Below are 21,112 nucleotides of genomic sequence, written 5' to 3'. Positions count from 1 at the left end.
TCATCATCCGCGTCCCCAAGGCGTAATTACTTCATCCTGACCAGACAGGTCGCCGAGCCCTCATCGTGCTCGGCGACCTGTCTGTTTCATGTCGGAGGCTAGTTCGGATCAAGCGTCGTCAAACGGTTGCGCAACAACTTCTCGATCTCCGAACGTCGGTATCTCCGATGTCCGCCAAGCGTTCTCAGAGTGCCGACCTTGCCCTCCCTCGCCCACCTGGACACCGTGGTCCTGTCGACATGGAACAGTGCGGCAACCTGTTTGGTTGTCAGCCATTCGTCGACAGATGCTGCGTGCTCTTCTTCTCGGCTCATTGACAGTGATTCGTAGCCGTAGCGTGGATGGATGGGTCCGACAATGAATTGGCAACCCCTGGCGCGCTGTGAAAGACTCGCTGCAAAACTTTACTATTCCTTGGGGAAAATATGTCGAAGTCGGTAACTCTGATCCGTTCCACATCACTCTCATCGGTCGCTGAATACGCCTATGCAGCAACGGCTCCCGCCGAGGCTCGACTGATCTTCCTGGCCGGATCCTGCCCGTTGAACGAGGACGGCTCCACTGCCGCCATCGGCGACTACGCAGGACAGGCAGCCAAGGCCGTCGACAACCTGAGAACAGCTCTCTCGGACGCGGGCGCGTCCATCACCGACGTGATCAACACCCGCGTCCTGGTGGCGTCGAGCAATCAAGCCGACCTCGTTGCTGCGTGGGAGGTAGTCCGCGACGCGTTCGGTGATCACGACGCCCCAAGCACTCTGATGGGTGTGACCGTTCTCGGTTACGACGATCAACTGGTCGAGATCGAGGCAATCGCGGCCGTCGTCGACTGAACTCGAACCGAACCGGGCGTTCCTACCGGGGATCTTCGTGAGCAAGGGCCTGGTAGCCCTTTGCCCCCGCACGATCCACAGCTGCTCGCACAACAGCGAAGATGGCTCCCTGCAGGGCGGCGGCGATCAGGACTTCCTTACTCGACCTGCTCAAATCTTTTGGCTCGGGCGCATTCTTGTCGTCACCGATGCGCTTCCACACCTGTTGGAAGACGGCGCCGGCCAGAATGCCGCCGAGGACGCTCGTCGCCAGTGAGAGTGGCTTGTACATCGCTTTCGATACTGCGCTCATTGCGCGGATCCTCCATGGTTCGATTCGTACCGCCTGAGCGGGCTGACCGACTCTCACTACCCCGCAGGCGAACTGTCGAAACATTGCACCGGCGCGGCGCGAAGTTGACTGTCGCACGTTATGTTCCACGGTTTGCCATTTCGCGGGCCGGGTAGGATCGTCTTAGCGAAAGAAGGTTGTGTAAGTCATGGAAAACTACAGAATCGAACTACCGGACGGTACTACGGTGATGGAAGATTTCGTCTCGGATCGCGCCGCCATCGCATACGCGGTCGATCTGAATCACGGGTGTAGCGAGAAAGTATCGGTATTCCGTATCACCGACGAAGGGGAAACCATCCCGACTCGGATGTGCCCCAAGCCGAATCCTGGTTCGCGGCGTCGCGCGCGAAGCGTCCGATAGAAACCGGTCAAGAAGCGTCGAGGCGAGGGAAGAGCGTTTCTCTTGCGAGCAACAGCAAGGCCGCAGCGACCGGAATCGCCAGCAACGCACCGACAATACCGAGCAACGCTCCGCCCAACAGGACCGCGACCACAGTCACCAACGCCGGGACCGCTACCGTCTTCCCGATGATCTTCGGAACGAGCAGGTAGTCCTCGAGCAGACGTAACGCGATGAAGAATGCAACTGTCGCCAATGCCGTTGGGACAGAGACTGTCAGGGAGACCAGGGCGACGATAACCCCTGCGATCGTGGAACCGACTATCGGGATCAGATCGAGCAGAGCGACCAGCAGCGCCAGGATCAACGGGTACGGCACGTCGAAGATCAACAACCACGCGAAGGTGCACACTGCGGTGATCACGGAGATCAGAACATTGCCGAGGACGTACCCACCCACACCTGCCAGTATCTGATCACCGATGGCGATTGCTCGGGGCCGCCGCGAATGTGGCACCAGCCGATACAGATTCGTGCGGATTCGTGGATAGTCGATCAAGAAGTACGTCGTCAGTACAGCAACGATTCCGGCGTCGGCGACTGCGCTGAACACCGCCCGCCCCGCACCGAGCAAACCCGTCGCGAGCGCAGAACCCGAACCATCCAGTTGCGTGGTGAGGTGCTGCTCGAGGTGATACTTCTCGTCGAGGTCGTTGACGATCGGGTACCGGTCACGAATGTGTGTCAGGAGTTCGGGAGCGTGTGATGCAAACTGACGTCCCTGCTCGACCAGCGGGGTGATCGCAGCAACGAGAAACAGCGCCAACATCACTGCAATTCCGAGGAGTACCACGGTGACTGCGATCCAGCGCCGGAAATGTCTCCGCTCCAGCCAGACGATCATCGGTTCGATGCCCACCGCGAGAAACAGCGCGACCACGATCAGGATCAGCATGCCTCGCGCCGCAAGCAGCACTTCGATCACCGCATAAGTCACGGCAACTCCGGCCGCGGCGCTCAGACCGATGAAGAACGGTGACCGACGGTCGAATCTCGGTCCGGGCTCACCCAGCGGCCGGACAGGCGTCGCCAATGCTGCGGCTTCGCGTTCCGCTTCCACCATCGGATCTACGGCTTGGACTTCACTTTCGGAGTCCGGTGAACGGTCTGCGGAACTGGGATCCATTCAAGCCACCTCACGATCCGCGCGACTTCCCGGCACGGGAGTGAGTACCCGTGCCGTAGTCGGATCAACCTCGAGGCCTCTCCGCTCCGCTTCGGGTCAGTGCCAGCCCGGTTCCCACAACTCCGATGATCGACACTGCGATGGCGATACTGGGCCAACCGTCGCTCTGCCAGTAGACGTCGTCGAGAGTGATCAGCAACGCGGCCTCGTCGACGATGAGCCCGAGTGCAATACCCAACGCGATGCCCATCCATGTTCGTGCGCGAGGGCTTCGGTCTACGAGGCCGAAGATCGCCACCCCGGCCAACAGGAGAATTCCCCACAGGTAATGGTGAAGGTGCGTCCCACCGGCACTGATGTCGCCGACGTCCCTGGTGTCGATCTGGATCAACCAGGTCACCAGACGTGCTCCACCGAACGTCAGTGTGAAGGCCACCCACGCCAACACCAAACCGCGGCGTGACTCGTCAACTTGATTCCATCTGCGAGGAAACCTGAATCTCTCCACAGGTTTCTCTTCCGCATGATCTCGAGAAAGCATCCTTCATGTTTACCCGACGCAGCTCAGAGCGATACTTTCGGGTAGAGACACCGAAAATCAATTGGAGAACGAAAAAGCGGTACTCGATCTCCGAAGAGATCAGGTACCGCCTTCTCAGCTACTCGCGCAGTATCGATCAATACCAGACTTTTCGTCCGCCCACTGCACGCCCGGTAGCACCGAGGATGGACAAAACTGCACCTACGACGACCAGAATGATGCCGACGGTGGTCAGAATGCTCAACCCCGTGAAAAAGCCGATCAACGCCAGAATAATGCCGAGAACAATCATGTGAGAACCTCATCCGGTATGCGTATAGAAATGATCTACTCAACTGACGCTACTACAAAAACTTCACAATCAAGAAATCCGATAATCGACATCATCAATACGAAACTCGTATTACTACCCAATAATGTCGGCGTTAAAACATTGGCCTTTCTTTTTCTTATCCCTCACGGTTCGATGCCTTCGATCTTGGCCTCGACGGCCGGCGTGATGTGGCTCAACACGCAGCGCCAACGACCGTCTCGCCGGGCGAACACGTCGGTGGTCCACTCCTCGGCGTCGTACTGCCTTCCGTCGTAGTGCGCAGTATTGGTGATCCGCGTGGTGAAAAGCGCAACGTCACCGAAGAAACGCACGCGAGCGCGCCCGACGCGATCCATCGCCGAATGAGTCAGGTCGCCAGAGGCCACGAAACCCAGAAACTCCGCCTTGGTGGATACCCCGGATTCCGAGACGATCACCCAGTCGTCGGCCATGAAGTCGCCGATCCGTTCGGCGTCGTTCGAGCACATCGCGACGTTCCACTCGTCTGCAGTTGCAGTCAGCACCGCTGTTTCCTGATCCGACATGGCCTCTCCCTCTACCGTCGTCACCCTCGGCGGGTGATGCCTCGACGGCAGGGTTCCCGCAAGGTGGACGTCGAACCGACGAACTACGAGAGGGCAGAGATGACAGACACCAGTCGCACCGAGCTTGCAGCTCAGGCGTACATCTACGGATTTCCCCTCGTTTTCAATCTCGACCAGGTCCATCGGTACGTTCACGACGGTGTCGGAGCGAACCCCGCCGCACCTTTCAACACCTTCAGTCACGCCCGCACACTCGCCGGCCCGGCAGATACTTTTGTCACGATCAACAACGACACCGTGTATTCCATGGCGCAGATCGACCTTTCTGTCGGCCCCGTTGCGCTGCACGTCCCCGATACCGATGGCCGTTACTACGTCCTCCAGTTCGTCGACGCCTGGACAAACAATTTCGCTTACGTCGGGCACCGTGCCACCGGCACCAAGAGCGGAGACTTCCTTCTCGTCCCACCCACCTGGACCGGAACCCCGACCGCCCAGACCACAGTGATCAGATTTCCCACGACCGTTGCATCGATCGTCGGTCGGTGGGCGTGCGGCGGCGACGACGACCTCCCCGCCGTGCACGCCTTGCAGGACGCCACCACCCTGACCGTCGTCGACTCCGCCGGGGTTCCGGCCGGTCTACCGGTCCCCGACTCCGAGGTCAGCCAGGACCACCTCTTCCTCGAGAAACTCCGCATCTGGTCGCAGGCCTTTCCGCCGGCCCCGCGCGATCGAGAACTCCAGGATTCGTTCTCACCGATCGGAGTCACCGAGCACGGGGCCTCTCCCTATGTATCGCTGTCTGCCGACGACGCTGCGGCGCTCGCGGACCGGTTGACCGCCGGAGAGAAGAATCTGCACGAAGCACTCACGCACGGCTCCAGCCCCGAGGCCAACGGTTGGAAGCTGACTTTCCACGCCTTCGACTACAACCTCGACTACTTCGAGGTCGGTGCAATCGACGATCCACAATTCAAGATCGCCGATCCCAGGTTGCGAATCATCGAACGAGCGGCGGCGGCCAAGGGCGGGCTGTGGGGCAACCACCCCTACGAAGCGGCGTACATCATGACCTACGTCGACGATCAGGGAACGCAATTGAACGGAAACCGCACCTACACGATCAGACTCGACCCCACTCCGCCGGTGAGCGCCTTCTGGTCGCTGACGATGTACTCGGTGCCGGACTTCTTCCTCGTGGCGAACCCCATCGACCGATACTCGATCGGCGACCGCACTCCCGGCATCGTCCACGACGCCGACGGTGCGTTGACGATCACAATCAGTCACGAGGAGCCGAAAGATGCCACGGCGAAGGCGAACTGGCTCCCCTGCCCGCGCGGAGACTTCCGACCGGTCCTGAGAATGTACGAACCTTCGCCCGCCGTACTCGATCAGTCCTACGTCGTCCCCGCTATCACTCGCTCGCGAGAATGACGGCTCACGTCTGACGGCCTGCCCCAGGCCAGGCCGTCAGACGGACACAGAATCAGGCGTGAGTGCCGCCGTCCACACGGATCTCCGTGCCGGTGATGAAGGCACCATCGTCGGATGCCAGCATCGCGATAACTCCCGCAACACTTTCCGGCCCGGCCATGGGAGCACCACCGGACTCCAGATCAGTGCTCAGAATTGGCGACAGCTTGCCGAAGAGCGACCAGTCGGTGTCTTCCGGCAGGTACGACGCCGTGGTGTCGGTGATCCCGCTCTTCACACTGCCCGGAGCTACCGCGACGGCGCGCAGACCCTGCTTGCCGTATTCGAGAGCCAGTGTGTGAGTGAAGGACTGGATTCCTCCCTTACTCGCCGCATATGCGGCCATGTACGGGTGCGCGAAGGCTGCGGAGGTGGAGCTGAAATTCACCACCACTGCGTTGCCGGTGGCCAGGAGAGCTGGCAGTGCCTGACGAGTGACGAGGAAGGTGCCGGTCAAGTTCACGGAGATCACCTGATTCCACAAGTCCAGTGAGGTCTCGTGGGTGTGCCCGCCTCGCAATATCCCGGCGGCGTTGACCAGTACGTCCAATCCCCCGAGAGCCGAAATTGCCTGACCCACAACCGTGATGACGGAACTCTCGTCACCGATATCGACGACGACGGTGTCGAGACGACCCTCCGTCGAGGCATGTTCAGCCGACCTCCGGGTGTCTGCCAGACCCTTCTCGGAGATGTCGGCAGCGACCACGCGGCCACCTTCGGCGAGCAACCGCAGCGCCGTGGCCTGCCCGATTCCCGATCCTGCGCCGGTGACGAGAATACGACGACCTTCGAAACGATTCATTGCTGTGTACCTTTCACGAAAACGAGTTGGCTGGTAATCCAGGCTCGGCGGCGCCGACACTCACAACTCACCCGCGAGAAACTTCAGGTACGGGAAATACGCAGCACTGCAACAGGTGTGGCACTGCGAAATCTCAGCGAGGTAATGCTCGCCGAAGTGGCGAATGTCAGACGGATCCGGCCGGTGCGGCCAAGGCTCTTTCGATCCAGACAAGACCAGAGGGGCGGCGGTCGATCGCCTTACGCCCCCGGCGGAATGTCGCTACGCCGAATCGGGCCGTGCGCAGTGCACGGCCGGAATCGAGAGTACAGCGGCGTATGGACATCACAGGCACCGTAGCAGCGCGAGTACAAGTCGCTCAAACGCGTTGTTCGCGACGCAGGTTTGATTCAGGTAATCAGATGTCACTTCTGGACAACTGTGCCGACTTAGGCAGCACTAACCTGATGGCATCTCGAAAACCCGATCCAGGAGCACAGTCGATGACACATGCAGACGCCACGAGCACAACAACTCCCCGGGCGAGCGTCCTACGAACCGCTGACCACAATCGCGGACTCAACGACGTTCTCGCCGTCGTCGAAGCAATGGAGCGACCGAGCGACCACCTGCTGCGGATCACGGCTCGTTTGACGGAGTCGACCGACGATCCGACCTGGTCACGCCCGAACGTCACCGTACGAATGAATCTCGGGCCCAATTTCGACGACGCTTCGCGTGTGTACACGGTGCGTTCCTACGATTCCGCCACCGGATCGATCGTCATCGACGTGGTCCTGCACGGACAGACCAGCCCGATGATGAGGTGGGCAGCGGCGTTGACCATCGGTGACACCTTCGGTCTCACCGGTCCGCGACCACACTTCTTGGTCCCCGACGTTCCAGGTCGACGGATCGCACTTTTTCTGGACGGCACCGCAATACCTGCGCTGTACTCGATCATCGAGCAGCTACCTACCGACGTGGTCGGAATCGGCTGGGTCACAACAGATGACGAGGTCGCTTTCGCCGAACTGCCCGCCCTCCCCGGCCTGGAACTTCACCGCGTGAGCGCAGATCTCGCCGAGCCCGACGGCCCACTGGCGGTACGAGCACGCGAGCTCGCCGATCCCGCGAGCTACGTCGTGTGGGGAGCCGGTGAACGCAACGAGATGCGCGCAATCCGTAAGCACTTTCGGTCGACCGTCGGACTCGACAAAGACGACGTCGCGATATTCGGTTACTGGAAGCGCGGCATCAGCAACACCGAAATCGACCTCCGTCGGCGCGAGAACTACGAGCGAATCCTCGCCGGCGGTGGAACCCTGACCGACATCGACGACCTGGCCATCGAGATCTGATCGCGTACACCGGCCGACCTGACCGGCCGTGCACTGCGGTGATAAGTTCCTCTGTGCCAGCGGACCTCCACACAGGGGGTCAGGGAATCCGGTGTGAATCCGGAACTGACGCGCAGCGGTGAGGGTGACCGCCCGGGCTTACGCCACTGGATGAAAATCTGGGAAGGCGCTCGGGTGGGGCGATCTCGAGTCCGAATACCGGCTGGCAGCAGGGGTCAACAGGCGCCTGTTCACACGGTAACGGGCTCCGCGAACGAGCCCCTGCGAGAACGAGATTCCATGCGTCTGTCCAGACTTCGCCTACCCGCCGCTGCCGTCGCGGCCTTGTTGAGCGCGTCGTTGGTTGCCTGCTCCTCCGACGACAGTGCTGCCCAACAGTCCAACTCTTCCGAACAATCGCGCGTGACAGTCCAGAACTGTGGCCGAGACGTCACGGTGGAGCGACCGATCGAACGGGCGATCGCGGTAAATCAGCCTGCGGCCGAAATGCTGTTCGCACTGGGAGTGCAGGACCGGATGGCCGGCTACGCCATGAGCGACGACGACGTACTCCCCGAATTACGTGAGGCACGCGGTCAGGTTCAAGCTTTCGACACCGAGTTCCCGTCCTTCGAGAGTGTCCTCGAACGCGAACCGGACATGGTCTACACGACCTTCAATTACACGTTCACCTCGGAAGGCATCGCCGACCGGACCAAGTTCACCGACCTCGGGGTCGCGACGTACCAGTCGCCCAGCGAGTGCACCGGTCAGGATGCCGAGCAGAGCAAGGCCCTCACACTCGACGACTTGTACGCCGAAATCGGCGACGTGGCAACACTGTTCGACGTCAAGGACAAAGGTGTCGAGCTGACCGAGAGTTTGAAGGATCGCGCGGCCACCGCCACGGCGTCGCTGGGAGCCGAAAACGTGACGCTGGCGTGGTGGTACGCAGCCACGAAGACTCCGTACTTCGCCGGGTGCTGCGGTGCACCGGGAATCATGACCGACGCGGTGGGCGCGAAGAACGCCTTCGACGACAACAAACAGTACTGGCCCGAAATCGGTTGGGAGAGTGTGCTCGATCGTGACCCGACCGTGCTGGTGCTCGCAGATCTCGACCGCGGCGGAGACGGCGACAGTGCCGCAGACAAGATCGCGTTCCTCGAATCGGACCCGGTCGCCAGCAAGCTCACCGCAGTGAAGAACAAGCGTTACATCATCCTCGAGGGAACGACGATGGATCCCTCGATCCGCAATGTCGGTGGCATCGAACAGCTCTCCGACGGGCTGCGCCAGTTGGGTGTGGTCTAGATGTCCGCGGAGATCAGTGAACTGGTGCGTCAGTGGGACGACCAGCAGGCGGCATACATCGCCGACCGCGAAAAGCGATTCGACGCGATTCTCGACGTTCTCGAATTGCAGTACGCGCACACCCCGTTCACGGTTGTCGACCTGGCCTGCGGACCGGGCTCACTGAGCGCCCGGATCCTCGAGAAGTTCAAGCACGCGAGCGTTGTGGGGATCGATTACGACCCGATGCTGCTGGAAGTCGCCCGTCAGTCGTCGACTCGTTTCGGAGACCGACTGCAGCTGGTCGACGCAGACCTGCTGAGCACCGATTGGCCGACTTCGGTGACTGCACCGGTGCAGGCGATAGTGTCGACAACTGCGCTGCACTGGTTACAACCGCAACAGCTCGTCGAGGTGTACCGGCAGTGCCGCGAACTGCTGAGTCCTGACGGAGTCCTGCTCAACGGTGATCACTTTCGCTTCGACAGCCGCTTCCCTGTCATCGGTCGATGGGCGAAGGCTCACGACGAGCAGACGCAACGCTCCGCCTTTGCTGCCGGTGCTCCCGAGTGGGACAGCTGGTGGGAGGAGTTGCGGGCAACTCCCGGCATCGGACCACTGACCGACGAGCGTGAGCGCAGATTCGCCGGACGCGACGCTACCGCGCCCACTGCCGTCGACTTCCAGTTGGCGGCGCTCGCGCAAGCAGGTTTTCGAGAGTCGGGAACGGTCTGGCAACTGTTCGACGACTACGTGGTCTACGGCGTGAGATGACGACAAGAGTTCGCCTGCGTGACAACCCGACGACCGTCACCCTGCTGTGGGTGATCGGTGTTGTCACGCTGGCCGGGTCGGCCGCCGTGGCGATCACGTTGGGGCCGGCCGGTCTGTCGGTCGGTGAGGTGGCCTCGATCGTCGTCGGCCATCTCGGCGGTACCGCGGCGGACGTCACCCCTATCCGCGACGGCATCGTGTGGGATCTTCGTCTGCCACGTACTCTGCTCGCCGCGCTCTGCGGTGCGGGCCTCGGGCTGTGCGGGGCGATCATGCAGTCTCTGCTTCGCAATCCACTGGCTGATCCATTTGTCCTCGGTATCTCGTCCGGCGCCTCGACCGGTGCCGTACTGATCGTGATCCTCGGAGTCGGGTCGGGGGTGATCGGCTTGTCGAGCGGCGCTTTCATCGGCGCGGTGATCTCCTTCGCCCTTGTGCTGCTGCTCGCCCATGCGGCCGGCGGCACGCCGGATCGGGTGATCCTGGCCGGAGTCGCCGCGACCCAACTGTTCTCGGCGCTCACCTCGTTCATCGTGATCACCTCGGCCGATCCCGAGCAGACTCGCGGCGTGATGTTCTGGCTCCTGGGCTCACTCGGCGGCGCCGACTGGCTCGACGTCGCGCTCTGCGCTGCGGTGGTCGCCGTCGGCCTCGTGGTCTGTCTGACTCACTCCCGCGCACTCGACGCCTTTGCCTTCGGCGAGGACGCGGCGTCGTCGCTGGGGGTGAACGTGTGGCGAGTGCGCGTGACCCTGTTGTTGGCAACAGCTTTGATGACGGCGGTGATCGTGAGCGTCGCAGGCGCCATTGGCTTTGTGGGCCTCGTCCTCCCGCATGCGGCACGGGCTCTCGTCGGTCCGAGCCATCGGCGACTGCTGCCCGCGTCCGCACTGATCGGCTCGATCTTCCTGGTCTGGGTCGACGCTGTGGCACGTACAGCCATTGCGCCGCAGGAACTCCCGGCCGGTGTGGTAACCGCGTTGGTCGGCGTGCCTGCGTTTGCCGTCATCCTCTGGAGACGAAAGGCCAGGCCATGACACTCGAAGCGGCCGGCGTCAGCTGGCGGGTCGGCGGGGCGCTCATAGTCGACGCCCTCGACGTGTCCCCCACCGTCGGAAGTACGGTGGGGCTTCTCGGCCCCAACGGTTCGGGAAAATCGACACTGCTGAAACTGCTTGCCGGGCAGAACCGTCCGACAATCGGGGAGGTGACTCTGGACCGAACTCCGTTGCCTGACTGGAAACGCCGAGATGTCGCGCGTCGGATTGCCACCGTCGATCAGCACAGCAACACGGAGATCGACCTGACGGTAGCCGAGGTCGTCGAATTGGGACGCACCCCGCACCGCGGATTGTGGGGCGGGCATTCAGGTTCCGACCGCGACGCCGTCCGCGCGGCGATCGAACACACCAACCTCTCCGGGATGCTCGACCGGTCGTGGCACACCCTGTCCGGCGGGGAGCGCCAACGCGTGCAGATCGCGCGCGCCCTCGCTCAGGAACCTCACGAGTTGCTGCTCGACGAACCGACCAATCACCTGGACATCAACCATCAACTCGAATTGCTCGCGCTCGTGCGTCGCCTGCCCACCACCACGATCATGGCATTGCACGATCTGAATCTGGCCGCCATGTTCTGCGATTCGATAGTGATGCTGAACCGTGGCTCCATCGTTGCCCACGGAAGCCCGACCGAGGTCCTCACCGCCGACCTGATAGCCGAGGTCTACCAGGTCGATGCCGAAGTCCGCCTGGACGGTCCCGGCGGAGTACCCACCGTGAGATACCTTCCACCCAGCTCGGATTAGACGCACGCAGATCTGTCATTCACGCGAGAGCATCGCCACTGCTTCGCGTTCGAGGTCGACGTACGGTTCCCCACTGACGTCGATCGCCACCCGGCTGAGCGTTCCACCGGTAAACGCCCATGGTGAGGTACCCGGGTAGTCGTCGGTCACAGGCTCCCCGCTGTCACGGCCAGCATTGAGCCCTTCGCCGCCGCCGATGCTGAACTTGCCTGGCTGAGTGCGGATTCTGCCCTCACCGACTTTACGATCGCCGTAGTAGAGGCCGAGCACCCCGTGCGCAGTGCCCGGCGGATCCTCACCTTCCTTGTCGAAAGTTGCTGCCAAGATTACATTTTCGCCGATGGGAAGGTCTTCGGTGGCATCGATCTTCTGCTGTTCACTGCCGAGGAAGTTGTACACGTAATGCAGTCGGTTGTCCTTGACGTACAGCGAGTGACCACCGAACCTGCCACCATGAGAGAAGAGCACGCCGGCCGCACCCGGTTCGGCCAAGTCGACAACTGCCCCGATCGAGTATGAACGATTACGAAGGTTGACAGCGACGGCTTCCGGTACCTCGGCTCCCCCTGGACGGTAGACGTACCGGTTGCGCGGCGGAGCCAGCTGGGGGCGAGGTGTGGTGAGGAGTTCGACACCTGACCGATCATCCAGTGGCAGAGCTTGATTGGCGCCGGCCTCGTGGAACCACAACCCCACGAGCTCGGCGAGCCTGCCGGGTTCTTCGCCGGCAAGGTTCCGGAGCTCGGCTCGGTCCACCTCCGTGTGGTAGAGCTCCCAGGTGTCTTCCGAGAAATGACCCCACCCGCTCAGAGTCGGGTGCGTGGTGACGGCCTTCCACCCGTCATGCCAAATCCCTCGTCCTCCGAGCATCGAATAGAACTGGGTGTGCTTGGCGGTGGGGATGTTGCCGGCGTCGAAGCTGTACCGCATGCTCACGCCTTGGATCGGGTGCTGGGTGTATCCCTTCACCGTGTCGGGCAAGTCGACACCGACGCAGTCGAGCAGAGTCGGGACGACGTCGATGGCATGGTGGTACTGATCTCGAATCTCGCCTCGGGCGTCGATGCCCTCCGGCCACGAGATGATGCAGGGGTCGCAGGTTCCGCCGTTGAACGAGTACCGCTTCCACATCTTGAAGGGCGTGTTGAACGCCATCGCCCACCCGTTGGGATAGTGGTTGTACGTCTCGGTGCTGCCCAACTCGTCCAGCTTTGCCAGGTTCTCGGCGAGGTCGTCGGGTACCCCGTTCGCGATTTTGTTCTCGTTGACTGATCCGTCGGGTCCGCCCTCACCGCTGGCACCGTTGTCGGAAACCACCACGATGATCGTGTTGTCCAGCTGCTCGATTTCTTCGAGGTATTCGAGCAAGCGTCCGATCTGATCGTCGCAGTGCGAGAGGAAGCCCGCGTACACCTCCGCCATCCGTGAGAACAGTCGTTGCTCGTCAGCGGAGAGGGTGTCCCAGGGGCGGGTGAAATCCAGCGGCGGGAACGGTTCGCCGTCAGGTCCGGTGCGGGTGTCAGGAGTGCCTATCGGGTTGAGTGAGGGCAGAGTCGTGTCGTTCGGGACAAGTCCCATGTCCTTCTGCCTCGCCAGAATCTCATCCCGCATGGCTTCGTACCCTGCGTCGAACCTGCCCGCGTAGCGATCGGCCCATTCGCGGGGCGCGTGATGTGGAGCGTGTGCGCACCCGGGTGCGTAGTAGAGAAATACAGGCCGGTCCGGAGCTATCGACTTCACGTCGCCGATGTATTCGAGCGCTCTGTCGGTGATGTCGACGCTGAAATGATACCCCTCTTCCGGCGTCGACGGCTGTTCGACGGGGTGGTTGTCGTGGACGAGGTCGGGATACCACTGATTGGTCTCGGCACCGAGAAAGCCGTAGAACCGCTCGAATCCGCGACCGACCGGCCAATTCCGTTTCGTGGAAGCAAGATTCATCTCGTCTTCGGCGCAGAGGTGCCATTTGCCGACCATCGCGGTACTGAACCCCTGCTCGACCAGAACCTCGGCGAGCGTGGCACATTCGGGAGGGATGTGACCGTTCCCGCCGGGAAACCCGACCGCGCACTCACTGATGCAAGCCATTCCGTTGGTCGTGTGGTTCCGGCCGGTGAGCAGACACGATCGCGTCGGTGAGCACAGCGCTGTGGTGTGCCACTGCCCGTACCGCAATCCGTTGCCCGCGATGCGGTCGATGTTCGGCGTCTCGATCGGTCCCCCGTAGCAACCCAAGGCGCCGAATCCGACGTCGTCGAGAACGATGTAGAGAATGTTCGGCGTGCCGGCGGCAGCCTTCGGCTGCTCGTACGGGCTCCAGTCGGGAATCGAATCGCGAATATCGAGGTTGACGACGCCTTTGAATGCGTTGGCCATGACCTGGCTCCTTGTAGGTGATCTGAATGCCAGCCTCTACGGCTGCATGGTCAATCGCATACCCCGATTGTGCTCACCGAAGCGCTGTCGCCCGAAATGGGCGATGCCATCTTCGGCAGGAGGTCCGAGTATGAAAGTGCCGGGTCTGTCATCACCTCACTGGAAGCCAGGGACCACATGAGCAGTCAATTCGTTGAAGCCTCCACCTCCGATAACCCTGACCCGCTTCCGAGCTGGCAGGACGGCACGTCGAAACAAGCCATCAGGCGATTCGTCGAACGCGCGACGACTGAGGGAAGTCCGGACGAAATCGCACCGGAAGACCGGATCGCAGTCTTCGACAACGACGGAACCCTGTGGTGTGAGAAGCCGATGCCGATCCAACTCGACTTCATCTTGCGCCGCCTCGTCGAGATGACCAACCAGGATCCGACTCTTCGCAACCGTCAACCGTGGCAGGCGGCCTTCGAGCAGGACTACGCCTGGTTGAACGATGTGATCTCGAAGCACTATCGCGGCGACGACAGCGCACTGAAGGTGCTCGCGGCCGGTGTCCTGGCGGCATTCGCCGAAGTCACAGTCGACGAATTCGAAACCCACGCCGATACCTACCTGCGCACTGCTTCGCATCCCACTCTCGATCGCAAATATTTGCACTGCAGCTATTCGCCCATGGTGGAGTTGCTCGATTACCTTGCGGCCAAAGGCTTCTCCAACTACATAGTCTCTGGCGGAGGACGTGATTTCATGCGGCCGATCAGTCAGGAGGTCTACGGCATCCCCCGAGATCGCGTCATCGGCAGCGGCGTGGCATTGACGTGGAAGGACGACGGCCACAGCGGCACGATCCTTCGTCAGCCCCAAACCGATGTCGTCGACGACGGGCCGGCCAAGCCCGTACAGATATGGAACCGAATCGGTCGACGACCCGTCATCGCGGCCGGAAACAGCAACGGTGACCTACCTATGTTGCAGTTCGCCGAACACCCGAACATTCCGGCACTTCGACTTCTGGTGCTCCATGACGATCCGGAACGCGAGTTCGACTATGTGGACGGAGCCGAGCACGCACTCGACGCCTCGCGCGCAAACGGGTGGACAGTGGTGAGCATCAAAAACGACTGGAAGACAGTCTTCGAACCACTCGCCGAATGACAGTATGGACGTGTGACCCTCGATGATGTCGCCGACGAACTCTACGGCCTCGACCCCGGCGAGTTCGTCGAGGCGCGTACAAAGCATGTGAAGGCTGCCCGGGAGGACAACGACCGCACACTGGCCGCGGAGATCGGAAAACTTCGGAAGCCAACCACCGTGGGATGGTTGGTCAATCTCATTTCGCGCAATCTATCCGAAGATCTGGATGCACTTCTCGCGCTTGGCGAATCGCTACGCGACGCCCAACGCCATCTCTCAGGTCAGGACTTGCGACGGCTGACGACACAGAGGCAGCAGGTGGTGCGAAGTCTCGCCCACAAATCCGGTGAGATCGCGGCTTCGCGTGGAAAGAATGCCGGTGAGGATGCGTTACGTGATGTCGCGCAGACCCTCAATGCCGCCCTGTCCGACGAGGAGACTGCCGCGCAGGTCCGACTCGGACGAGTTGTGACCGCTGCCAGTTACAGCGGTTTCGGGCCGGCGGGACTTGCTGTAGTGGAGGAGGATTCCGTACAAGATGCCCCTGCGATCCACACCGAAGACAGCGCTCCGGCCAAATCCACTGCTCCGGATCGCAAGGCCGAACAAGCCAAGGCGAAAGCAGAATTGACGGAAGCCAGGGCAGACCTCGAGAAAATCCGACGACGGGTCAAGGCCGAGACCGCCCAGTTCGAGGATGCCAGGTCAAAGCTGTCCGACCTCGACCGCCGCATCGAAGAACTCCGCGCCGATCTCGAACACGCAGAACAGGAACGACAGTTCGCCAAGAACACCGAGAAGGCTGCCGGCGTCGCGGTTCGAGAGTCCGAGGATGAGCTTCGCGAGGCCGAGCGCCGGGTCGACGAAGCAGAAGAGGGCCTTGACGAGACGGAATGAGTTGCACGTTCGGAGATCTTGACCTCTACAGCAGTTCCCCCGGATACAGCCACGATCGACATCAGCGGTTACAACATGACGGGCAGCCGTAAGTTTCACAATGTCGCGGAGAACGGGCGGGTCGCGTTTGTCGTGGACGACATCGCATCTGTAGATCCATGGCGGGTCAGGTGTGTCGAAATCCGTGGACGGGCAGAGGCTTTGGATGTTACGGGTGTTGGTGCGCATGGTCTCGACGCACCGATCATCCGTATCCACCCCGAACGCATCATCAGCTTCGGCCTCGACGACAAAGAACTGGACGTCCACCAGTTGGTCGTCAACGGACGTGACGTCTGAATGCCCGAATCGAATTGATCAGCCTGCGGCGGCTTCGAGTTCACTCAGTGATTCCTCGAGGTGGCCCAGGAGCCGCTGCAGGTGCGGAACATTGCGGCGGCAGCCGACGAGACCGAACTGCATGGTGTCCGCGTAGCCGATGACGGTGATGTTCATTGCCTGCCCGTCCAACGGAATCGATGCCGGATAGCAGCTCTCGAGCTTCGCGCCGTTCCAGTATCGCGTCGTCGTCGGGCCGGGGACGTTGGAAATCACCAGATTGAAGACTGGGCGCCCAGTGATCAGTCGGGATGAACCAGGGATCAGCGGCAACCCGAGGCCGGCAACATTCAATGCACTGAGCGCCGTGATCTGCAGGGGCGTCAGGCCCGACATCAGGGACTTGGCGCTACTCATCGAGTCGTGAACTCTCTGAAGTCTGGCCGCCGGATCCGCCAATTCGGTTGCCAGATCACACAACACCGCACCAACAGCATTGCCGGAAGCCTCACCCTCATCGCCTTTACGAAGTGATACCGGCACCATCGCGATCAACGGTTTGTCCGGCAACTCGTCCAGTTCGATCAGGTATCGCCGCAGCGCGCCCGCACACATAGCCAACACCGCATCGTTGAGCGTCACGTCTGCAACGCAACTGACCTTGCGCAGGCGCTCGATCGGCCACGACTGTGCGGCGACACGCCTCGCTCCGGTGATCGGGACGTTGAAGATCGATTTCGGGGCAGCAAACGGCAACGGTGCGACGTGGTCCTTCACTGCCGAGGCAGCGGCGTTCACTATCGCAGGGCCCACCCCGACCACATCTTGCACGGTCTCGATCACGGAGCCCACCCGCCTCTGCAGGTCCAGCCCGCGACTGGCTCGAACCCGCCCCGAAGAAGGTCGCTGCGCCCACGGAGGCATCGATTCTCGATCGAGCGGGTCCGACGAGAGGCTGCGGTACCACGCCTGAACAGCAGACACACCATCCATGAGTGCATGGTGCGTCTTCATGTACACGGCAACTCGGCCGTCGGCGAGACCTTCGATCACATACGCCTCCCACAGCGGCCGATGCCGATCGAGCAGCGTGCCGTGGAGCATGGAGGTCAGCTCGAGCAATTCGCGGACTCGTCCCGGCTTGGGCAGCGCGAGCAACCGGACGTGATACTCGAGATCGACATCCGTGTCCTCCGTCCAACGCACCGGCGCGAAGTTCGACAAGAACTGCACCGGCTTGCGGCGGAAGAGGGGGCGAATCGAGTCGACGTCGGTGAGCGAACGGTAGAGCGACCTGGCGAATTCGCCGTCGTCTCCTTCCGGCGGAACGAAAAGCGACAGTCCACCGACGTGCATGGGATGCTCTCGTGACTCCATCAGCAGGAACATCGAGTCGAGCGGCAGCATCAGCGTCATGGCGATCCGTTCTCTCGGGCAGCTGCCCGGAGTACCGATCAGCCGCTGTTCGACAAAGTTACTCGCCCTGACTTCCCTCATTGGCGACTCCGACAAAACATTGCCCCCTCGATTTCGACAGGAGTCCGATATTCCCGTCGACGAACGCCTTTTCGGGTCGTAGCACCTCACAGCGATTCGTGGGCGAATGACGAGACACAGAGCACTGCAACAAATTTCAATCCTCACAGCCACAAGTAGTAGCGAAGGCGATCGCAGTAATACTTTTGTCGGAATTGTTTCAAATTGTCTGTACATCCAAGTCACACGTGACTACCGTCACTCATCATCACAATCCCGACTGGTCGGTTGTACCCAAAGGAGAAATACATGTCCCGACGTTCGACGTCGCGTGGGCTTTTCGGCGCACTCGCCACCGCAACTGTGTTCGCCACCGTCACAGCGGTGGGAAGCCTGTCAGCAAGCATTGCAGGAGCCGCCCCGGCAGCGGAGATCCCCTTCGGCGGTTGGGATTCATGTCCGATCGACAATCCCGAGACCAGCACCTGTATGGACGTCACGGTTACCGGCGGAAACATGAAGATCGGCAAGCTTTCCGTCGGCATTCCCGCCGGGGCGATGCGCATCGCAGGCGGAGTTGCATACCGGGAGAATCCAGAGGCTGAATTCGGATTCGACCAAGTCTTCATCCCACCGAACGACAACAGTCGGGGGATCTACGCCGAACCCATCGACATCCCCGGGGGCGCACTCGGAATCGACCTACCATTCAACAATCTCTTCGGACTGAACAAGGCCTCGGCCACCGTCGAGTCGACGTCTGCACTCCCCACCGTGGATGCATTTCAGCTTGGCGTGAAGCTACCCGTCAAATTGAAGATCGCGAACCCTCTCCTCGGCGGCAAATGCTACCTGGGCTCGGACAGCAACCCCGTTCAACTCAACTTGGATGTGACCGAATACGGCGTCCTCGAGGAGGTTCCAGGTTTCCCGGATACTGCCGTCGTTCGAAACACCGGGCACACCGGACAGCCCTTCGCCGTCCCGACAGCTTCCGGATGTGGCCCGTTCGGCGTTCTGAATCCAATCGTCAACTGGCGCGCCGGGCTTCCCTCGTCCACCACGTCCAACTCCCTCGCCACGACGAGTGACGTCTACAACATCGGTGCCGACAGCCTCAGGCCACAGCCGGCCGGCTCACCCGAACCCGCTGCCGTCATTGCCGAACGTAGCGCCAACTAGCAATCCAACCCACTGCCACAGAACCGTCATCGGCGACAGATTGCCACCTCGAAACGGAGTTCACTTGTCCATGCGCACAATACGATTCAGAGCCGCGCTCGCCGTCGTCGCAGCGGGAGTCCTCACTCTCGGGGGCGGCGTCAACCGCGACGGCGGCCCCGCTGCCCAATGCGCCGTTCGGGGGCTGGGGAAAGTGCCCGATAGCAAATCCGGAGACAAGCACCTGTGTCGACGTCGTCGTCAAAGGCGGCGAAATGAACATCAACGGGCTCAAAGTACCGATTCCTTCCGGCTCGTTGAATATCGCCGGCGGTGTCGCCTATCGCGAGAACCCCGACGCAGAATTCGGGTTCGACCAGATCTTCATTCCTCCCACTGACGGCACCAAAGGCGTCTATTCCAGCCCCATCGAGGTACCAGGAGGAATCTTCGGGCTCGGTATACCGTCCCCCGGCGGCTTGACCACCATCAAGGCAACAGTCGAACCGGTCGCGTTGCCGACAGTCGACGCATTCCAACTCGGTGTCACACTTCCGGCAAGATTGAAGATCTCCAACCCCTTGCTGGGCGGCAACTGCTATCTGGGTTCTGCGAGCAACCCGATCATGTTCAAACTCGGAGTGTCCGAAAATGGTGTCCTGGAGGAAGTTCCAGGATTTCCGGATACCGCCGCCGTCAGAAACGTGACGCACGCCGACCAGACGTTCGCGGTACCGGGCGCATCTGGATGCGGACTGTTCGGCGCATTGAATTGGGCAGTCAATCTTCGCGCCAACGTTCCGTCTTCGAGTGGTCACAACTCGTTGACCACCACAAGCGATGTGTTCAACATCGGCGCCGACAGCCTGCGGACGCAGTAGAGCAAGCACCGGCGACTCACGAAGTATCACCGACAACAAGGAGATATCGATGTCCCATGCAGTTCGCCGCACCACCTTCGTCACAGCTGCCGCAGTAGCCGCGATCGCGGTCGCAGCCGGCACCGCTTCGGCTTCGACCGTCGTCACTCCCGCGGGACAAGCCGTGACTGCCTCGAGCAGCAATCTCAGTATCAAGACTGGCACGATCACGCTTACCTGCTCCAGCACGACGGGATCCGGAACCATCCCAGCGGCGCCGGGTAACTCCACCACCGGCACGGGCGGGATCAACGTAAACATCGGCACCCCCAGCCTGACCGGGTGCAAGGCTAACGGCCTACCCGCTGTGGTCACGACCTCCGGCTCGTGGCTATTGAACGTCTCGGCAGACACCGGATCGGCTCAGGGATCCCTGGTCATTCCTGCAGGAGGCGCAGTCGTCACGATGCCCGGATCCACGTGCACAGTCACCGTCGGGGCCAGCACTATCGGACCGCTACCATTCGATATTCCCAACCAGCGCGTCGTGGCAAGCAACACCGGCACTGTGAACTACACGCGTACCGGCACCGGGCCCGTCTGCCCCGCCGCGGCCACTGGCACGGCAACCATGTCCGGCACACTGCAGTTCGCATCGGCCACACCGATCAACGTGACACCGTGACGATCGACAGCTAGACAATAGGGCTCGTTGGGGGATCGACGCTTCCGTCGCTCCCCCCAACGAACGTCCTATGGACCGGGTCCGCACACGATCACCATCGGTTGCGCCACGAAGCGGACCGGCGCATTATCCATCTCCTGCTTCGGTGGCGTCGAGTAACGCACCGAGGGCGCGGTGGAGCTCGGCCAGTTCCCGCCCACCGGTTTTCGTCAGCACTTCCGTATTCTTTGCATCCAATTGGCGGACAATGTCTTTAGCGAGTTCTATGACTCGTTTCCCCTCGTCACTGAGATCGAGGCAAACGGCTCTCGCATCGCGACTGTCTCGTTCGCTGACAACAAACCCGCTCTTCTCCAACGCTCGCACGAGCTTGGATATGTAGATTCGCTGCAACCCCGTGTGCGCGGCGAGTTCTCGCTGACTAGGCCTCTCCCCCGCACTCACCAGACCATGGAGAGACGCGAGCACCGAATACTGGGCGTGGGTCAACCCGAGGTGCGCGATCGCTCGGTCAACCCCCGCCCGCCAGCGCAAGCCAAGGTGCCACACCAGCGACCCCGTCGTCCATATTTCTCGATCTTGCATTCAAATAGAATACATGGCTACTATCTCAATTAGGGTACATGGAAACTA

General features: G+C 61.3%; 23 protein-coding genes and 1 riboswitch. Of the genes, 14 read left to right on the top strand and 9 right to left on the bottom strand.

Annotated features, from left to right (window positions below; all coding sequences use genetic code 11):
• Positions 1-98: 98 nt before the first annotated feature.
• A complete protein-coding gene (locus FEZ59_RS05705; RefSeq protein ID WP_021333209.1) occupies positions 99-314 on the bottom strand; it encodes a BldC family transcriptional regulator in 216 nt (71 codons plus the stop codon).
• Positions 315-425: 111 nt separating this feature from the next.
• On the opposite strand from FEZ59_RS05705, the gene FEZ59_RS05700 reads away from it, so the two are divergent.
• Entirely contained in the window at positions 426-833 is a 408-nt protein-coding gene (locus FEZ59_RS05700) for a Rid family hydrolase (RefSeq protein ID WP_019747226.1), read from the top strand.
• A 22-nt stretch (positions 834-855) separates the two neighbouring features.
• Here the strand turns inward: FEZ59_RS05700 and FEZ59_RS05695 are convergent, their stop codons facing one another.
• Positions 856-1,125, bottom strand: a complete 270-nt coding sequence (locus tag FEZ59_RS05695; protein WP_007734706.1) for a DUF4235 domain-containing protein — start codon at positions 1,123-1,125, stop codon at positions 856-858.
• 187 nt (positions 1,126-1,312) lie between these two features.
• On the opposite strand from FEZ59_RS05695, the gene FEZ59_RS05690 reads away from it, so the two are divergent.
• Positions 1,313-1,528: a hypothetical protein gene (locus FEZ59_RS05690; RefSeq protein WP_019747225.1), complete on the top strand. Its 216-nt coding sequence runs from the start codon at positions 1,313-1,315 to the stop codon at positions 1,526-1,528.
• A gap of 7 nt (positions 1,529-1,535) precedes the next feature.
• Here FEZ59_RS05690 and FEZ59_RS05685 read toward each other — a convergent pair whose 3' ends face one another.
• From FEZ59_RS05685 to FEZ59_RS05670, 4 genes are all read right to left on the bottom strand, one after another.
• Positions 1,536-2,693, bottom strand: coding sequence for an AI-2E family transporter (locus tag FEZ59_RS05685; protein ID WP_019747224.1), 1,158 nt, complete (start codon positions 2,691-2,693; stop codon positions 1,536-1,538).
• A gap of 64 nt (positions 2,694-2,757) precedes the next feature.
• Positions 2,758-3,234 (bottom strand): hypothetical protein, encoded by a 477-nt coding sequence (locus tag FEZ59_RS05680; protein WP_019747223.1) that lies wholly within the window; start codon positions 3,232-3,234, stop codon positions 2,758-2,760.
• 136 nt (positions 3,235-3,370) lie between these two features.
• On the bottom strand, positions 3,371-3,526 hold the full coding sequence (locus tag FEZ59_RS05675) for a DUF6131 family protein (RefSeq protein WP_003945564.1): 156 nt from the start codon (positions 3,524-3,526) through the stop codon (positions 3,371-3,373).
• Between the two features lie 164 nt (positions 3,527-3,690).
• Positions 3,691-4,092 carry a nuclear transport factor 2 family protein gene (locus tag FEZ59_RS05670; RefSeq protein WP_029537656.1) on the bottom strand — a complete coding sequence of 134 codons (402 nt, stop codon included), beginning with the start codon at positions 4,090-4,092 and terminating at the stop codon, positions 3,691-3,693.
• Positions 4,093-4,191: 99 nt separating this feature from the next.
• On the opposite strand from FEZ59_RS05670, the gene FEZ59_RS05665 reads away from it, so the two are divergent.
• Complete coding sequence (locus FEZ59_RS05665; protein ID WP_172932359.1) at positions 4,192-5,532, top strand: DUF1254 domain-containing protein; 1,341 nt, start codon at positions 4,192-4,194, stop codon at positions 5,530-5,532.
• A 52-nt stretch (positions 5,533-5,584) separates the two neighbouring features.
• Here the strand turns inward: FEZ59_RS05665 and FEZ59_RS05660 are convergent, their stop codons facing one another.
• Entirely contained in the window at positions 5,585-6,376 is a 792-nt protein-coding gene (locus FEZ59_RS05660; protein WP_019747220.1) for an SDR family oxidoreductase, read from the bottom strand.
• A gap of 482 nt (positions 6,377-6,858) precedes the next feature.
• On the opposite strand from FEZ59_RS05660, the gene FEZ59_RS05655 reads away from it, so the two are divergent.
• From FEZ59_RS05655 to FEZ59_RS05635, 5 genes are all read left to right on the top strand, one after another.
• Complete coding sequence (locus FEZ59_RS05655; protein ID WP_019747219.1) at positions 6,859-7,716, top strand: siderophore-interacting protein; 858 nt, start codon at positions 6,859-6,861, stop codon at positions 7,714-7,716.
• A gap of 40 nt (positions 7,717-7,756) precedes the next feature.
• A riboswitch (cobalamin riboswitch) is annotated at positions 7,757-7,938 on the top strand.
• A 57-nt stretch (positions 7,939-7,995) separates the two neighbouring features.
• Complete coding sequence (locus tag FEZ59_RS05650; RefSeq protein WP_070796288.1) at positions 7,996-9,009, top strand: ABC transporter substrate-binding protein; 1,014 nt, start codon at positions 7,996-7,998, stop codon at positions 9,007-9,009.
• Complete coding sequence (locus FEZ59_RS05645; RefSeq protein WP_031331362.1) at positions 9,010-9,762, top strand: class I SAM-dependent methyltransferase; 753 nt, start codon at positions 9,010-9,012, stop codon at positions 9,760-9,762. It begins immediately after the preceding gene.
• Positions 9,759-10,799 carry an iron chelate uptake ABC transporter family permease subunit gene (locus FEZ59_RS05640; RefSeq protein WP_020906481.1) on the top strand — a complete coding sequence of 347 codons (1,041 nt, stop codon included), beginning with the start codon at positions 9,759-9,761 and terminating at the stop codon, positions 10,797-10,799. The genes FEZ59_RS05645 and FEZ59_RS05640 overlap by 4 nt, the downstream gene beginning before the upstream one ends.
• Positions 10,796-11,569 carry an ABC transporter ATP-binding protein gene (locus tag FEZ59_RS05635; RefSeq protein ID WP_019747215.1) on the top strand — a complete coding sequence of 258 codons (774 nt, stop codon included), beginning with the start codon at positions 10,796-10,798 and terminating at the stop codon, positions 11,567-11,569. The genes FEZ59_RS05640 and FEZ59_RS05635 overlap by 4 nt, the downstream gene beginning before the upstream one ends.
• A gap of 15 nt (positions 11,570-11,584) precedes the next feature.
• On the opposite strand, the gene FEZ59_RS05630 is transcribed toward FEZ59_RS05635, so the two are convergent.
• Complete coding sequence (locus FEZ59_RS05630) at positions 11,585-13,945, bottom strand: arylsulfatase (RefSeq protein ID WP_021333201.1); 2,361 nt, start codon at positions 13,943-13,945, stop codon at positions 11,585-11,587.
• A 177-nt stretch (positions 13,946-14,122) separates the two neighbouring features.
• Here FEZ59_RS05630 and FEZ59_RS05625 point away from each other — a divergent pair, with 177 nt between their 5' ends.
• Genes FEZ59_RS05625 through FEZ59_RS05615 form a run of 3 tightly spaced genes read left to right on the top strand, consistent with a single transcriptional unit; the run spans position 14,123 to position 16,318 of the window.
• Positions 14,123-15,100 carry an HAD family hydrolase gene (locus FEZ59_RS05625; protein ID WP_172932358.1) on the top strand — a complete coding sequence of 326 codons (978 nt, stop codon included), beginning with the start codon at positions 14,123-14,125 and terminating at the stop codon, positions 15,098-15,100.
• A 12-nt stretch (positions 15,101-15,112) separates the two neighbouring features.
• Positions 15,113-15,979, top strand: a complete 867-nt coding sequence (locus tag FEZ59_RS05620) for a hypothetical protein (protein WP_172932357.1) — start codon at positions 15,113-15,115, stop codon at positions 15,977-15,979.
• 18 nt (positions 15,980-15,997) lie between these two features.
• On the top strand, positions 15,998-16,318 hold the full coding sequence (locus tag FEZ59_RS05615; protein ID WP_242459696.1) for a PPOX class F420-dependent oxidoreductase: 321 nt from the start codon (positions 15,998-16,000) through the stop codon (positions 16,316-16,318).
• Between the two features lie 18 nt (positions 16,319-16,336).
• Here the strand turns inward: FEZ59_RS05615 and FEZ59_RS05610 are convergent, their stop codons facing one another.
• On the bottom strand, positions 16,337-17,713 hold the full coding sequence (locus FEZ59_RS05610) for a wax ester/triacylglycerol synthase family O-acyltransferase (protein ID WP_020906476.1): 1,377 nt from the start codon (positions 17,711-17,713) through the stop codon (positions 16,337-16,339).
• Between the two features lie 369 nt (positions 17,714-18,082).
• Between FEZ59_RS05610 and FEZ59_RS05605 the strand changes: the two genes are divergently transcribed.
• The 3 genes from FEZ59_RS05605 (at position 18,083) to FEZ59_RS05595 (ending at position 20,479) form a co-directional block, all read left to right on the top strand.
• Positions 18,083-18,955, top strand: a complete 873-nt coding sequence (locus tag FEZ59_RS05605) for a hypothetical protein (RefSeq protein ID WP_019747208.1) — start codon at positions 18,083-18,085, stop codon at positions 18,953-18,955.
• A 254-nt stretch (positions 18,956-19,209) separates the two neighbouring features.
• Positions 19,210-19,815 (top strand): hypothetical protein, encoded by a 606-nt coding sequence (locus tag FEZ59_RS05600; RefSeq protein ID WP_242459695.1) that lies wholly within the window; start codon positions 19,210-19,212, stop codon positions 19,813-19,815.
• Positions 19,816-19,864: 49 nt separating this feature from the next.
• Complete coding sequence (locus tag FEZ59_RS05595) at positions 19,865-20,479, top strand: hypothetical protein (protein ID WP_020968648.1); 615 nt, start codon at positions 19,865-19,867, stop codon at positions 20,477-20,479.
• Positions 20,480-21,112 lie beyond the last annotated feature (633 nt).

Origin of the sequence: Rhodococcus sp. MS13, from assembly GCF_013277835.1 — a bacterium.
Classification (GTDB): Bacteria; Actinomycetota; Actinomycetes; order Mycobacteriales; family Mycobacteriaceae; genus Rhodococcus_F; species Rhodococcus_F erythropolis.
The sequence above is the reverse complement of the archived record's forward strand: the minus strand, read 5'-3'. Positions and strand labels throughout refer to the sequence as shown.